Below are 15,665 nucleotides of genomic sequence, written 5' to 3' on the forward strand. Positions count from 1 at the left end.
TTTTCAAATGTTAGCAAATTAGAGAAAGAGAAACCATAGAGGATTGTGTTTATTCAATTGGACTTTAGTGTTGTTCTTTAAAAAATTGATAGAGATTTTGTAGAATAATAGGTTTTCCAAAAATACCACAGTTGTTTAGTCCAAGTGACGTATCAACGAAAAGAATGCGATTGTTTTTAACAGCATCTAACATGTTCCATTGATCACTATTTAGTAAGTTTTTCATATTTTCCTCAGAGCTGAAATAATCCATTATTCGTTTTTCTAGCAATAAAAAAGTAGGGTTGGCTTGTAATAAATCTTCTAGTGACAAGTCATTAAAGCTATATTCTTTCCCTTGTAAATTTGGAGGCATAGAAAGAGCGAGTTCGTTATAGAGTAGCCGAGCAATCTCGCATGATCTTTCACCGATATATCGATAACCAAAATGCTCAACCCTTAAATATACTAGCGTAGGTTTTCTTCGTAGAACATTTGCTAAGTCCTGTTTATACTTTTTAACGTTAGTAAGAGATTCGTTAATTAATGAAGCTGCTTGCTCCTCACAGTGAAATAGTGTCCCGAAATAGTTGATTAAGCTCGTCATTTCATTTGGTAATCCACTAATAACAGGAGCAATTTCACGTAATTCATTTTTAATTTGATCATCTAGTATATTGCCAATAATTAATGTAGGCTGTTGGCGTTGAATTTGGTCAATATCAATGATGTAATGCCCCATATCCATAGTATGAATTTGATGGGAGTTAAATAATGCCCGTTGATAACTGGGCACTAGGGAAGCAGTAGTCACTACACTATGAGGGATAATGTTTAGTGCCAGTGCAATCTCTGCATATAGGGGAGATAAAAAGCATATCCGCTGCTGAGCAATTGATTTTATATAATTTTTTGGAGAGACGCCAACTATTGCTTTAAATCGTCTACTAAAATAATGGGCATCTTCAAAGCCGACACTTTTAGCAATGTCCTGTGAGCGTGCTGAAGTAGTGAGTAAAGCCTCCTGTGCACGATAAATGCGATAAGTTGCTAGATATTCTGATAAAGATAAGCCATATTGCTCCTTAAATTTTCGAGAAAAGTGCCATGGACTAATACCGATACTATTAGCTAATTGTTCTCTCGTAATCAATTCATTGTAATGGTTATGTATATGTTCAATTGATAGTTGTAATTTATTTTCGACCGTGAGTTTTTCGTTATTTTGCGGCTGATATACATGTTTTAGTAAGGTGTATAAAATATATTGATTCATAATGATGGAAGTGTTTGAAGTATGATCTATAGGCTCCATTAAATCACGGCTAATCGTAGCCAATACTACCTCAGGAATTTTGGTCATTTGGGATTCATTTTCAAGAATAGGTTGCCGTTCACTAAGGGTATGAGTAGTGAGGTCATATATGTCAAAATAAATGATCCATCCGGCTAATGCATAATTGCTATTGTCCAGTATCTCGACAACAGAATTTTTCTCAACGGCTAATAAATTGCCTAGGTGTACATGTTGTACCCGACCATCTATACTCCATGAAGCTTGCCCATCTGTAATTAAAATGAGTGCATTATTTGTCATAACATGGACAGTCCCACCTTTTATCCATCCATTCGTAATACGGTGTGTAGCTTGCCATTGCGCAAACCAAGATTGATGTGATTGATACATAGGAACACCTCTTCAATGTAAAGTATAGGTATGTATTAGAATAACAAATATTGTGCGGGTAGGAATATAAGAGTGCGATATCTTATAGTAAATAAAAAAATCTGATTTCTAGAAAACATTGAAATCAGATCTTACTAAAATTAATGAGCAGTATAACCGCCATCAACAAGAAGCGTTGTCCCATTGACAAAGCTTGCGTCGTCACTTGCTAAGAAGAGAACAGCTTTTGCGATTTCTTCTGGTTTACCAAGGCGACCTTGTGGATGAAGGGACGCTAAATATTCTTTCTTTTGCGCATCGACTTCAGCTAGTAGAGGTGTGTCGATATAGCCAGGACATACTGCATTTACGCGAATGCCTTGTTTAGCGTAAGCTGTACATAGATTTTGCGTTAATAATTTTACGCCACCCTTTGCAGAGGAGTAGGCTGTAGGGTTTGGCAAGGCAACAAAGCTATGAATAGAGCCAGCGTTGACAATAACACCACCTGTTCTCTGTGCAAGAAACTGTTCAATGGCATATTTATCAGAAAGAAATACACCTGATAAATTAATATCAATCGTTCTTTTCCATTTTTCGAAAGAAAGCTCATGTGCTGGTGCATCGTCAGCTACGCCTGCATTGGCATACATAATATCAAGTTTACCGTAGCTAGTAACGGTTTCCTTAATCATGTTTTTAATATCTTCTTCGCTAGTTACATCTGTTTTTACGAAGAGTGTATCAAAACCATTGTTATTTAATTCGTCAGAAACAATTTGTCCACGATCTGAAAAATCGGCGATAACTACTTTAGCGCCTTCTTGTACAAAGAGACGAACTGTAGCTTCACCGATACCACTAGCCCCACCTGTAACGATTGCTACTTTATCTTTTAGTTTCATTTCAATGACCACCTTTATTGTTATTTTGCTGTTGCTCCGCCATCAATGACGAATTCTGCACCTGTTGAGAACGAAGATTCATCAGAAGCTAAAAATAATACGGTTTGTGCTACTTCTTTAACAGAGCCTAAACGTCCTAATGGGAATAAATTTTTTCCTAATTCATCTTTAGTGCTTCCAGTTGTTGCTGATGCATAGTCTGCCATACCTGTATCAATATAGCCTGGATGGATCGAATTGACGCGTACGCCATATGGAGCATATTCCATTGCAGCATCTTTTGTCATAATGCGAACGGCACCTTTACTTGCTCCGTATAATACGTGTCCAGCAGCGCCTGTTAAGCCAGCGATGGAAGAGGCATTAATAACTGAGCCCTTATTATGTTTAGCCATAAGTGGCATAATATATTTCATACCTAGGAAGACACCAGTCACATTGATGGACATTAAGCGATTCCAATCAGAAAGCTCGATTTCTGCAAGTGGTTTAATGATATAGATACCTGCATTATTGAAAAGAATATCTACTTTGTTAAATGTTTTGATTGTTTCATCTGCGACCTTTTTCCAGTCTTCCTCATTGCTAACATCATGATGTACAAATAATGCTTCACCGCCAATTGCTTGGATATCGCGGATAGTGTCGTTACCAGATTGTTCATTTATATCAGTAATAACTACTTTTGCTCCTTCTTTAGCAAATAATAGTGCCGTTTCTTTCCCGATTCCTGTACCTCCACCTGTAATAATGGCTACTTTATTTTCCAGTCTCATTTCAAGCACGCACCTTTCATTATTTCTGGTTATATGGTTACCTTGGGATTCAAAAGTATTCGCATTGTTTAGCGATACTTTCATCTTACTCTTTTCAATTTGAAATACTATCCTATAAGATGCTGTATAATATAGTGAGTGAATATCCTCCATTTATAGGGTATTGTTAGTGTGAAGGAGAAGAATTTCCTATGACGCATCCATTTCAGTCAATTGAAGAAGTTACATTACAAGAGTTTGTGTTATTTATTAAAATTCATCATAAACAAATTAAAGAAAATACCAATATTTACCTCGGTTTAGAACCTTCTATAGCCGAAGAAGATCGAAAAAGGGCAGCGATGCTACTGGATTCATTTTTGCGTTTGATGACATATACGAACATTGATGAACTAAATGATGATGATAAGTCCTTTTTTAATACGTGGCTTCAGGCACAGTTATCTATAATCGATCGGAAGAGCTTTAATTTATTCCAATTAATTTTTGAGAAATCATTGATTACCTTTATGATTCAACAAAAGAGTAGCCGAACGAATGCCATCTTAATGTATGTATTATCGTTATTTACGTTTCTCGTACAGCTTTACGATGACTGTGAGGGAGATGACAAAAGGAGTAACGGATCTACTGAAAATCAAGAGTTGCGGCATTTACAGTTATTAGATAAGCTAGATAAATTGCTGATCAGTTCCTCAGGCTATCAGGATTTAGCCTATATTTTAAAAAAATGTGAAGAGTATTTTAGTTATAAAAGATGCGTTTTTTATGCATATGTTCCATGGTCCAACCAATTTTATGGGGTTATTGGGGCGGAACTTCCTAAAGTGCAAAGTATGAAAGGGCAGTTGAATGGGGAAAACGCTATACTTAGTTCAAGAAAACCTATTTATTTGAAAAATCCTAAAAATTACGTAAAAGAGGAGCATATTCAATTATTTAATTTATCCTCCATCATCTTTATTCCTATTATGAGGCGAGACCAATTATTTGGATGGCTAACATTTGATCAGCTAGGCGAGGAATTTGATTGTACAAAGGAAGAATTATTACTTCTTGAAGAAGTAGGGAAGCGTCTAGGTTTATTTTTATCACGTAAGGGCGAGAAGGTAGAAAAAAACACAGAGCTTCATTTAACAGAAAGGGAGTCGATGATTCTTGGCTTGCTTGCTGAAGGATATGATAATAAAAAAATTGGTGGTTTATTATTTTTAAGTGAGCATACGGTCAGGGATTATGTTAGCAGTCTCATGACAAAGCTTAAAGCAAAGAACCGTACACAGGTTGTTGCCTCCGCCTTTCGTCTAGGGCTGTTAAGCTAGCATAAATGCACTTCTGCTGGGAGTGCATTTTTGTGTCTTTATAAACCGATAAATGCACCTTGAATTTTCTGATAATAAACACTATTTAATATATAACGTTAAAAATAGGGAAGTATTGTTATAAAGTGATTTTTAGTAGGAGAAGTAATATAGTAGTAAAACAATTTTTACGAATATTACAAGCAAAAGCGATTAAGCTTACACGATTGTAATGAAATTGAAAGCCAATGCGATAGAGTGTAATACATTATTTTGCGAGAATGTGTATAGAAGCAAGAACAAGAAGCGGAGGCATACACAATGAATGAAAAATTAGAAGGCGTATACGAGGAATACAATCGTTATATATATCACTTATGTTTGAAACTAACTCGCAATAATGTAGAGGCTGAAGATTTAATGCAAGAAGTATGGGTAAAGGTTGTACGCTATGAAGACAGCGTTGCCGAGGTAGAGCATATTAAAGCTTGGCTGACAACTATTACAATGAATACATTTAGAGATCGCTATCGTAAAAAAGTACGTCGAAGCAAATATATGATGAACCAACCTGAAACATTAGACGTACCGATTTTAGATTTGGTTCCCAATAATGAAATTTCGACGGAAGAAAAAATTGAAAAGGATATTGTAACAAAACTAGTACAGGATAAAATGGAGCAATTAGATGCTATTTATAGAAAGACTTTATGGTATTTCTACATAGACCAATATTCACTTGCAGAAATCTCTACAATTATGAAGGTTTCTATTGGTACTGTGAAATCTCGTTTATTCCGTGCAAAGGCTCGATTAAAAGAAATGCTCATGTCTGATACAGCAATTGTGGAATCTGTGCTACCAGCATAATAAAAACAGATTGGTCGCACACCACAAGTACTTAGGCGGAAGTATTCGGTCGATTAATCTAAAAAAAGATGCAATCGCAAATAGTTGCGATGCATCTTTTTAGTTTGTGCTCTTTATTCTGACCGATTAGATTCAACATCCAATAGACATTTTGAAAAAATCGTTCGTAATGTTTGCAGTTCTTCAGCTGTGAGCATACCAAACATATTGTTAATAATTTCACTTACTTGTTGACGCGATTCTTTTAAGATGTTCTCACCCTCTGTAGTAATAACTAGTTGTGAGGCTCGTCGATCTGTGGCATGCTGTGTTTTTTCAATAAAGCCAGCATTAATCAGCTTTGTTGTTAAAACGGTAACACCACCAGTTGTTACTTTCAACCGCTCAGCAATAGCAGAAGGGCGTTTTGGGCCCTCCTGCGATAAGTAGTCTAAAATTAAAATATGGGATTTTGAAAAGCCGAGCACATTATGATTATTCCACTCGTTTGCCCACTTACGCTCAATAGATGAAACGACTTCAAACAACGAGGTAATGGCTTTTTGTTTTTCTTGATCCATAGAGGTCATCTCCAAAACTGTTTTAACTTTCTTGTGCCAATCTTGTCATCGCATTTAATTCGTAAGCACGTACTTTACGTGGAATAAAACGACGGATGTCCATCTCATTGTAACCAACTTGAATACGTTTTTCATCTATTAAAATAGGGCTACGCAACATTCTTGGGTGTGCTTGAATAATAGCGTATAGCTCTTGAATAGAAAGTTGGTCGATGTCGATATTTAAGTTTTTAAAGTCATTTGAATTTGTTGCAATGATTTCATCTGTACCATCTTCAGTCATGCTTAGAATTTCTTTGAATTCTGCAAGTGTAAGAGGGTGAGATGTGATACGTTTTTCTTTATATTCAATATTGTGATCTTTTAACCATTTAAGTGCTTTTCTGGATGAAGAACAGCTCGCTTGTGAGTAAATTGTAACTGTCATTCTTCATTCCTCGCTTTCTATGTTAGATTATATTTTATAAATAGCTTATCAGTAAGTTATATAGTTTATATATATATCTTACTAGTAAGCTATATATAAATCAATAGTTAATTGAAAGAATTTCTCAATCAAATTAATATTTTTTCAGTTCTATTTAATTATACGAAGAGAAGAGTAAAAAGTTTCGTTCTTTCTGCTTACAATGATGTAAGTTTCAGCTGATATCACAGATTTTGAAGAGAGGCCAGCATGGCAACTCAGTGAACCGTTATTACAGGAAGTGACTATTATGTAACTTCTAAAAAATCTGTAGGTAATTGATGACGAATTAATAGGAACTACTAGATGAATATGCTGATCTCGTAGGAGAGCATTAGTTGGAAGTAGGAGTAAAATAGTTAGTCCACTGATTATAGTATGTTTAAATGTGGTCAATTATACATAGAAGTTTGAAAAAAATAAAAAAAGCAGTCCCATAACATGTGGGAACTGCTCTTAAAATGAGCTGGTCTTAGCTTTGTTGTCCAGAAGTGAACCAATCTTGAACGTTCCAGACTTTTGTTGCTAGGCCATCATAGAAATCTGGTTCGTGGCTTACCAGTACAATAGTGCCTTTAAATTCTTTCATGGCACGTTTTAATTCATTTTTCGCATCGACATCTAGGTGGTTTGTCGGTTCGTCAAAAAGAAGCCAGTTCGCTTCTTCCATCATTAATTTACATAAACGAACTTTTGCTTGCTCTCCACCAGATAAAGAATTCAATGGACGTGTAATATGGTCCGTTTTTAGGCCCGCTCTTGCTAATGCTGCACGTACTTGAGCCTGCTCCATCGAAGGGAAGGCATTCCAAACATCATCAATTGGTGTTATTTTTTCTGCTTTTACTTCTTGTTCAAAGTAAGACGGATACAGGTAATCACCTCGAATGACTTTCCCATCAAGAGGGTTAATTTTACCTAGCATTGTTTTTAATAATGTGGACTTACCCACACCATTCATGCCAACTAGAGCTATCTTTTCTCCTCGTTCAATAGCAAAAGATAGTGGAGGTAGTAATGGCTTGTCTTTATCGTACCCAATGACCAAGTTCTCTGCCTCAACTACATAGCGGCTGGAAGAACGTGCTTCTTTAAATCCGAATTCAGGTTTTACGGCTGTTTCTGGGCGGTCAATTCGCTCTAAACGATCAAGCTGCTTGGCGCGAGATTTTGCACGACCAGTAGTAGAGTAACGTGCTTTATTTTTAGCGATAAAGTCCTCTTGTTTCTTAATGAATTCCTGTTGCTTCTCATAAGCATCAATATGTTGACGTTTATTGATTTCAGCAAGCTCTAGGAATTTTTCGTATGTTGCTGTATAACGAGTTAATTTTGAAAACTCAAGTTGGAAGATGACATCCACCGTTTCATTCATAAATTCTGTATCATGTGAAATTAAGAGGAAGGCGTATGGATAGTTCTTTAAATAGCTTTTCAGCCAAGTAATATGTTCCTCATCGAGATAGTTCGTCGGCTCATCAAGTAAAAGTACTTTTGGTTTTTCTAGTAACAGCTTAGCTAGTAGGACCTTTGTGCGTTGTCCACCAGAAAGTGCAGCCACATCACGTTCTAAGCCAATAGCATCAAGGCCTAGTCCACGTGCAACCTCTTCAATTTTCATATCTAATGAATAGAAATCTCCTGCATCAAGTGCGTCTTGAACCTCTGCCATTTGTTCTAACAGTACTTCTAATTCCTCAGGTGTAGCTTCTGCCATCTTACCTGTAATTTCATTAAGTTCTTCTTCTTTTTTATATAATGGTAAAAAGGCATCACGCAAAACATCACGCATTGTTCTACCAGCAGTCAGTACTGTATGTTGGTCGAGATAACCATAGTGTGTACCAGGAAGCCACTCAACTTTTCCTGTATCGTGAATCGTTTGTCCTGTAATAATGCCCATTAATGTCGATTTACCTACACCATTAGCTCCTACAAGACCAATGTGGTCACCTTCTACTAATCGAAATGATACATCTTTAAAGAGTGTACGATCACCGAAAGAATGACCTAAATTTTCAACTGTTAATATTGCCATATATGTTCCTCCAACTGTCCATCTTGTTTACATTTTAAAGTGCTGCGAGCTGCTTGTTTAGTTCTGCTAACTTAGCTTCCATATTCGCAAGGCGTTCCTCTGCTTTTGTTACCTGATCGTTGTGCCCAGTAGACTCCAATTTTTCTATATCACCTTGTAAATTCATATAGTCCATTTTTAACTCTTTAATTTGGTATTCAATATCGCTTTTTGTTGGCATGATGATTACTCCTTTTTGAGAATATTTTATCGTGAATGCGTGTAAAAGCGATGGAGGTTTTTCTAATCCCCCACCGCTTAGTCATTAAAATCAATCGGGTACTGGTTGAATTTACTTATATTCCAACGTCCATAAGAGGAGTTGAAGTGAAAAATTCTTATATATTGTATCATAATCATCTTCGAAGTAGCACTAAGTAGAAGCGATATTGTGTCGATCATAAGCAAAATCTAAGAGTAATGCTTGGAGTGTTTCATTGTTACTAGCAAGATTGAGTTGTCGTTGTTTTCTTACAGCTCGTTCACTGCGAGCCTCGTGTAATAGAAATTCCATGACAGCATTTTGGATTTGAGACTGCTTCATTTTACGACCAAGTCCAAGATGAATAAAACCATTATGCTCTCGAGGAAAAGCATGAAGAAGCTCAGCTTCAGTTTGTGCAAGTGTAATGCATGGCACACCATAAGAGGCAATTTTATAAGGCGTATAATTAGCATTACAAATAATGACATCAGCTTTTGGTAATAGTTTGAGAAGTGCGTTTTTATCACGAAGAATGGCCGTATTGCGACGACTAAGTACCATCATTTGCAAATCATCCGTTGCATGGCGATAGCTATCATCAATCATTACTGTAATTTGTAGTGGGATTTGTAGCTGTGTTAAGTGTCGAAGTGTTCGGTAGGTTAAGTTATGCTCGTCCCCATCCTCAAAAGCAACGACGATATGAGGAGGATTTTCAGGTGTTTTACTATCAGGAATATCATCAAATTGTTGGTAGGCCTCTGGTAGTGCAAAAACAAAGCTTCCACCAATATAATGCGATGGTAAATAATCTTTCACTTCTTGATAGAGTGCTAGTAATACACAGTCACAGGCTTGACCACCTTCACCAAAATCATCAAAATGAATCATTGTTTTGCAGAAAGGTCGTAAATCCTGTACTTGCCAGCCTTCAGAATTACGGCCATCTCTAACGATTAAATCAGGTTGAAGTCCTTTGATTTGCTTAGGTAATTCGTTAAAGTGGTCAAATAAAATTGGAGAAAGACCTTCATTCATTAAAATTTGGATGCCATCATTTGAAGGAGTCTTGACAAATATAAAAACTTTCTCATTCGTAAGTAACTTAGCCAATGTTGAAACCCGTTCAAAAGGATACAGCCCTTTATCAATACAGCTTTCAATAATGAAAACAATCGTTTTTTTTGGTTCAATTGCTTGTGTTTCTTTTTGCAAATGTATCCCACCCTTTCCTCTGTCTCTTTAAATTATGGCGAAGAAAGAGCAAGTATGTGTAAAATTTAGGATTTGATAATCGATGACTTTGAGGGAATCTTGCAATTAGCTATCTTGAGGGGGATTATAAATAACTTTTTAATGATCAAAAAAATGGTCGATATATATAGTGAAATCAAGAATAGAAAAGATACATACAATATGAAATTATGTAGAAGGGGGGGGAAGAAGGATGAGCATGCGTGCAGCGATTGTTATAGGGGCGACAGGTTTAACGGGCTCCTCTCTGGTCGAGCAACTATGTGAAAATGATGAATATGTTTCAATAACCATAATTGCACGGAGAAAACCAATCTTTACGCATCCAAAGTTAGAAGTGAAGATTCGCGATTTTGATAGAATAGAGGAAAAAGATATTGAATTTGCCCATGAATTGTATTGTTGCTTAGGTACAACCATAAAAAAAGCAGGCTCTCGTGAGGTGTTTGAAAAAGTTGATTTTGAATATCCATTAGCGATTGCTTCTTTAGCCAAAAAGCGTGGGATCCCTCATTTTCTCGTCATCAGTGCAATGGGTGCTAATGAAAATTCTCCGTTTTACTATAATCGAGTGAAGGGAAAACTCGAGCATGATTTAGTAGAGTTGGGGTTACAACGGCTCTCTATTATTCGACCTTCACTCTTAGTTGGAGATCGAGATGAATTCCGTCTGGGGGAGAAGGCAGGAGAAAAGCTATTAAAATTTGCACAACCTTTATTAATTGGACCCTTCAAACGTGCTAGAGCAATTGAAGCCTCACAAGTGGCCAAAGCGATGATTATCATTGCTCTATACGGTAAAAAACAGCCTGTTACTATTTATCCATCCAATGAACTAGCAACATTGCAATACCCTGAAATACCAGAAGAGGATGCTTCAAGAGAGACGCTATTTCATTGGGATAAGCTTGAAGAAGGTGAGAAAGTAAATCGTGATGTTATCATTAATCGAGATAAATTTAAGATGGAGGAAACGGTTATTGATAAGGAGGTACATTTCCAACATCGTGATCAGGACAAAAAATAATGTGGGTTTGATTTGTAAATGTTCCGTCTAAAGACTGAATTTATCCCTATCGCTACGACAAACCTTTGCGAGCTACTTTTCATTTGTTACAATATTATTGTAGAAGATGAATGTGGAGGCAAAATAAAGATGAAAATTTTACTCGTTGATGGCACAATGTTTGGTCGTAAAACAGGTGCTATTTTAGAACAAGTGGAACAATATATTAAAGAATTAGATGCTAGTTTCGAATTAGAAATGATGCATTTTAATCAATATAAGCATCAAATTGTGGATGGTTCACCATTAAATGATGATATGAAGAAAATGATTCAACAATTTGAAGAGGCAGACGCTTACATCATTGCAACGCCTATTTTTCAAGCGTCCATCCCAGGTGTTTTGAAAAATGCTTTTGACTACTTACATCCTAAAACGATGCGCTATAAGCCCGTATCTATCGTCGCAAACGGTGGCACATACCAACATCACCTTGTAGTGGAAAATCAATTAAAACCTATTTTAGATTACTTCCGTGCCCTTGTTACGCCTAACTATGTATACACACATACATCACATTTTGATGCAGATAATAACATTGTTGATGAAGATGTTCATAGTCGTTTACGTGAATTAGCACGTGTATTTGTTCAATATTGCGAAATGAGCAAGAACTTGCCGAAGGAAACAATTGATCAACATTAAGATAACCCTTGTACGGTGGTAAGAAATCACTGTGCAGGGGATTTTTCTTTGTAAGTATTCTTTTAGGATGTGCTAAAATAAAACTTTAGTGACTCGGGAGGGAGGGCTGCTCATGCAGGACATAGCTTTACTAGAAAAACAACGCTGTAGTCTTATTTTGACCAATAAGGCGAAGGAAGCGGTAGAGGAATGCTCAGCAAACGAGCATGCCTTTTTTACGTTACAAAGATCTTTTACTGTTTACATTGAAAAACGCAAAGCAAAAAAAGTTGGTGAAACCTTTTTATCCATCTATTTTAATGCGGAGGACAATGAAAAATTAAGCGATTTACTTGCGGAAAAAACAGTCATTATGGATTGTGTGCTGAAGCTAGAAGGTTTGTTGGCGACTAATATTCGTTTTGTGCATATGCGTGGTCCTATCAATACAAATCGTCGCCTAGCAGCCGCATTACAATTTGTCACAAAGCCTAACAATGGAGCAGGCATTCCACTAGAGCTTCATACAAAAATAAGGCAGTTACCGATAGCGGAAGAACGCACAGAATATGTAAAAAAACGTATAGCTAGCTGGGAAGGCTATTTAAAAATTCAAGAACGTGATGCAACGATTGACGATATTCATACAGAATTTAAGCAAAGCTACTTCAACGAAGACTTTACACGCTTAACGATTGTTTGTCCCTACATAAAGAGTAAAGAGTGGAAAAAGTTAGAGGGTTTAAGTGTAAATATTCAAGGGGTTCGTGGTGAAATTGGGCAAGTTTTAAAGGCGAATGCAGGAAAACAAACGATTGAAATTGATTTAAAGCCTTTTATACAGGAAATGGCTCGTAAGGATCAGCTGAATCTTCGTTCGAAGCAAGCAAGCTTTAGTAATTTTGCGACCTTAAGTCAAATTCGACGATTACGAAATGGCTTCACAAAGCTAGAGAAGGGTGAGGCAGTTAACCCTAATTTAGAAACTATCCTGTTTGAACGGCGCCCAACAGTCCGAGCGTCCAAGCTACGAGAAGATATTACGTTTCAAAATAATTTAAATGAATATCAAAGACGAGCAGTATTAGGTGCATTATCTGTTGAGGATTTGTATGTCATACAAGGTCCTCCAGGAACAGGAAAAACGACTGTCATCTCAGAGATTTGTCAGCAAAATGTCAAGGCGGGCTTAAAAACACTTGTAGCATCACAATCAAATTTAGCCGTCGATAATGCATTAGGACGTTTGCTAGCCAATCAAGAAATTCGAATTTTACGCTATGGAAGAACAGAAAGTATTGAGGAAGAAGGCAAAAAATTCATAGAGGAAAATGTCGCTCTCCAATGGCGTGAACAAACACTGGCTGCAATCGAAGAGACAATAGCAATATTTCCAGAACGCGAGCTAGAGCTAAAAGCCAATCTTGCAAAAGCAGAAGATGAACTAGAAAAATTGGAGCAATGGCTAGAACAATTAACTCAGGAAATTGCCGCAAAAGAGCAAGCAGCAATTGAAGAACCCATTCTACAGCAGGAGATTCAAGCATTAAAAAAAGAATTGAAGGCTGCTAAAACAGAGCAACAAACATGTGAAGCACAAAAAGAGCATTATGAGAAACAGCTCGCACAAATCGAGCCAATTGTACAGCAACTTGAACAGACACTTGCTGATTATCCCTCGGTCGAGCAACTACAGTGTACGATTCAGGAAACTACAGAAAAAGTGGAACAATTAGAAGCGGCTGCTCAGTATAAAGAACTACAAGAACAAAAGCAGCAGTTAACTCAGCAATTTCAAGAAATACAACAGAAATATGAAATCGAAAGTAAGCATCTAGTCATTATGAAGGAAGCTCAAAAGTATATCTACACCTTAACTTCGTTTGAGCTTATCGAGCGATTTTTACAGCACTATCAAATTCGCCCTTCCCATGTACTTTCTCAGCAAATGAGTCGCTTGCAGCATTTGGAAGATGCGAAAGATTTAGAGGCATGGTCAACGATCAATGCTCGCCTCCAAAAGGCGATTGCCAAGCTAGAGGCTTTAGTTATTCATGAAGTGAAGGAACGAGCCCTTGCTAAAAGTAGATTACAACCCGTACAATCATTTTCTCTGCAAAACCTCACAGGAGTATTTGCAGAGCTGAACACGGCTTTTCGGGATGGTCAATTACCAGCAACTGATGTTCTAGAGAGTTATCTGCTTGGGCTATATATGCGTCGTGATTTCGTTTGGCAAAAGGGAGTAGCACTAAAGCAACAACAAGAGCATAAAGATCAGGAATTTGAATCTTTCCGTAAAAATCTAGTGACTTTGATTCATCAGGAATGTGCAATCACTAGCTTTGATGTGCAAAGTTACCAGCGTCAACTCCAACCATTTTTACAGCATACAGAGCGTTTACAACAATTGGCAAACGCCTTCCAGATTACTGAGGAGCCAGAAGAATCTGTAGAATATTTAAAGATTCTTACCTCACAAGCTAGGGAGTCTCTTCAACAAGCAAAGCAACAGCTTGAGGCAGTGGAACAGGCGAAAGTACAACTAGTTCCGAAGCAAGCCTCTCTACAGACTGTCACAACAAGCTTACAGGAAGTGGAGCAGCAGCTAACACAAATGGAAGAGCGTATAAAGGACATTAATATTGCTGGATTAAAGAAAGAAAAGCAACTAGCAATTTATACACAGCTTTTACAATCTATGCCAGAACGTACTGCAGAAGAGGTGCTGGAAGCTATTCAAACTTCTAAACAGGCCATTGCAGCATTACAGCGGCAGGAAAAGCAGCTACCTCTTCGCCAAAAACTACAAGAACAATGGCGTGAAAAACTACAAAACGCAACAGAGTATGATTTAGATGAAATTCGAAAATTATATGTACGTCATGCGAACGTTATCGGAACAACATGTGTAGCTTCCGCTAGTAAAGAGTTTATGGAGAATTACCCAACTTTTGATGTGGTCATTATTGATGAAGTTTCAAAGGCAACGCCACCAGAATTACTGTTACCAATGCTTAAGGGGAAAAAAGTTATTTTAGTAGGTGACCATCATCAGCTTCCACCATTACTTGGGGATGATACGCTGGAGGAAACATTGAAGGCAATGCTAGAAGAAAATCCAAACTTTGAAGGTGCACAGGAATTAAAAAATCTATTGCGTGAATCATTATTTGAACGTTTATTTAATAATTTGCCTCCAACACATAAACAAATGCTAGCATTACAATACCGTATGCATGAGAAAATCATGCAAAGTATCGCACCATTTTATGCGAAAGAAGAAAATGGATTACAATGTGGGTTGCCAGATTCAGATGCTGCAAGAGATCATGGCTTAGAGGGTCAATTTGTAAAACGTGATGATCATTTACTATGGATTGATATGCCAACGGAGAAGCCTTATTTAGAGGAGCAGGTAAAAGGTGGGACAAGTCGTTATAACGAAGGGGAATTACAAACGATTCGCCGTATCTTAGTAGATCTCAATGAGGCAGTGAAGGCGGCAAAAGAAGCAGGGCGTATGCCGCACGATGCTCTGAAAAGCGTAGGTGTCATTAGTTTCTACGGTGAGCAGGTAAAGAAAATCAATCGTCTGCTGCAACAGGAATTACAGCTACCACACTTGCAGTTTAGAACAGGTACTGTCGATAAGTTTCAGGGGATGGAAATGGATGTCATTTTAGTGAGTATGGTTCGTAATACACCTAAAGGCGGGGATATTGGTTTTGCCAGAGATTATCGTCGTTTAAATGTTGCGCTATCTCGTGCCCGAGAGTTACTTCTCCTTGTAGGAAGTGCCGAAATGTTTGCGAAGCGTGCAAAGCATCAAGAGACAAGAGAAATGTATACCAATTTATTAAACACAGTAAAATCCTACGATGGCTTGCGTAATCATGAAGGATTGGTGATGTAG

13 protein-coding genes are annotated in these 15,665 nt (G+C 37.2%); 5 read left to right on the top strand and 8 right to left on the bottom strand.

Annotation, left to right across the window (positions count from 1 at the left end):
- Positions 1-64: 64 nt before the first annotated feature.
- The 3 genes from V6670_RS02065 to V6670_RS02075 form a co-directional block, all read right to left on the bottom strand.
- The gene (locus V6670_RS02065; protein WP_338652360.1) at positions 65-1,666 is read right to left on the bottom strand and encodes a helix-turn-helix domain-containing protein; all 1,602 of its coding nucleotides are present in this window, start codon (positions 1,664-1,666) and stop codon (positions 65-67) included.
- A gap of 140 nt (positions 1,667-1,806) precedes the next feature.
- Complete coding sequence (locus V6670_RS02070; protein WP_338652361.1) at positions 1,807-2,550, bottom strand: glucose 1-dehydrogenase; 744 nt, start codon at positions 2,548-2,550, stop codon at positions 1,807-1,809.
- A 20-nt stretch (positions 2,551-2,570) separates the two neighbouring features.
- Complete coding sequence (locus V6670_RS02075; RefSeq protein ID WP_036117531.1) at positions 2,571-3,326, bottom strand: glucose 1-dehydrogenase; 756 nt, start codon at positions 3,324-3,326, stop codon at positions 2,571-2,573.
- A 191-nt stretch (positions 3,327-3,517) separates the two neighbouring features.
- Here V6670_RS02075 and V6670_RS02080 point away from each other — a divergent pair, with 191 nt between their 5' ends.
- Together V6670_RS02080 and V6670_RS02085 are read left to right on the top strand one after the other, a co-directional pair.
- On the top strand, positions 3,518-4,648 hold the full coding sequence (locus V6670_RS02080) for a LuxR C-terminal-related transcriptional regulator (protein WP_338652364.1): 1,131 nt from the start codon (positions 3,518-3,520) through the stop codon (positions 4,646-4,648).
- A gap of 300 nt (positions 4,649-4,948) precedes the next feature.
- Positions 4,949-5,497, top strand: a complete 549-nt coding sequence (locus V6670_RS02085; RefSeq protein ID WP_036117528.1) for an RNA polymerase sigma factor — start codon at positions 4,949-4,951, stop codon at positions 5,495-5,497.
- A 113-nt stretch (positions 5,498-5,610) separates the two neighbouring features.
- Here the strand turns inward: V6670_RS02085 and V6670_RS02090 are convergent, their stop codons facing one another.
- From V6670_RS02090 to V6670_RS02110, 5 genes are all read right to left on the bottom strand, one after another.
- Entirely contained in the window at positions 5,611-6,057 is a 447-nt protein-coding gene (locus tag V6670_RS02090; RefSeq protein ID WP_036117526.1) for a MarR family transcriptional regulator, read from the bottom strand.
- Between the two features lie 22 nt (positions 6,058-6,079).
- The gene (spx, locus tag V6670_RS02095) at positions 6,080-6,484 is read right to left on the bottom strand and encodes a transcriptional regulator Spx (RefSeq protein ID WP_036117523.1); all 405 of its coding nucleotides are present in this window, start codon (positions 6,482-6,484) and stop codon (positions 6,080-6,082) included.
- A gap of 511 nt (positions 6,485-6,995) precedes the next feature.
- Positions 6,996-8,561, bottom strand: coding sequence for an ABC-F family ATP-binding cassette domain-containing protein (locus V6670_RS02100; RefSeq protein WP_036117522.1), 1,566 nt, complete (start codon positions 8,559-8,561; stop codon positions 6,996-6,998).
- A gap of 34 nt (positions 8,562-8,595) precedes the next feature.
- Positions 8,596-8,781, bottom strand: coding sequence for an SE1832 family protein (locus V6670_RS02105; protein WP_036117520.1), 186 nt, complete (start codon positions 8,779-8,781; stop codon positions 8,596-8,598).
- A gap of 192 nt (positions 8,782-8,973) precedes the next feature.
- Positions 8,974-10,020, bottom strand: a complete 1,047-nt coding sequence (locus V6670_RS02110) for a hypothetical protein (protein WP_036117518.1) — start codon at positions 10,018-10,020, stop codon at positions 8,974-8,976.
- 232 nt (positions 10,021-10,252) lie between these two features.
- On the opposite strand from V6670_RS02110, the gene V6670_RS02115 reads away from it, so the two are divergent.
- From V6670_RS02115 to V6670_RS02125, 3 genes are all read left to right on the top strand, one after another.
- Positions 10,253-11,086, top strand: a complete 834-nt coding sequence (locus tag V6670_RS02115; protein ID WP_338652375.1) for an oxidoreductase — start codon at positions 10,253-10,255, stop codon at positions 11,084-11,086.
- A 129-nt stretch (positions 11,087-11,215) separates the two neighbouring features.
- Positions 11,216-11,770, top strand: coding sequence for an NADPH-dependent FMN reductase (locus V6670_RS02120; RefSeq protein WP_036117514.1), 555 nt, complete (start codon positions 11,216-11,218; stop codon positions 11,768-11,770).
- 112 nt (positions 11,771-11,882) lie between these two features.
- Positions 11,883-15,665 (top strand): AAA domain-containing protein, encoded by a 3,783-nt coding sequence (locus V6670_RS02125; protein ID WP_338652376.1) that lies wholly within the window; start codon positions 11,883-11,885, stop codon positions 15,663-15,665.

The sequence above is a fragment of the Lysinibacillus sp. Y5S-8 genome (assembly GCF_036894365.1).
Taxonomy (GTDB): Bacteria; Bacillota; Bacilli; order Bacillales_A; family Planococcaceae; genus Lysinibacillus; species Lysinibacillus fusiformis_D.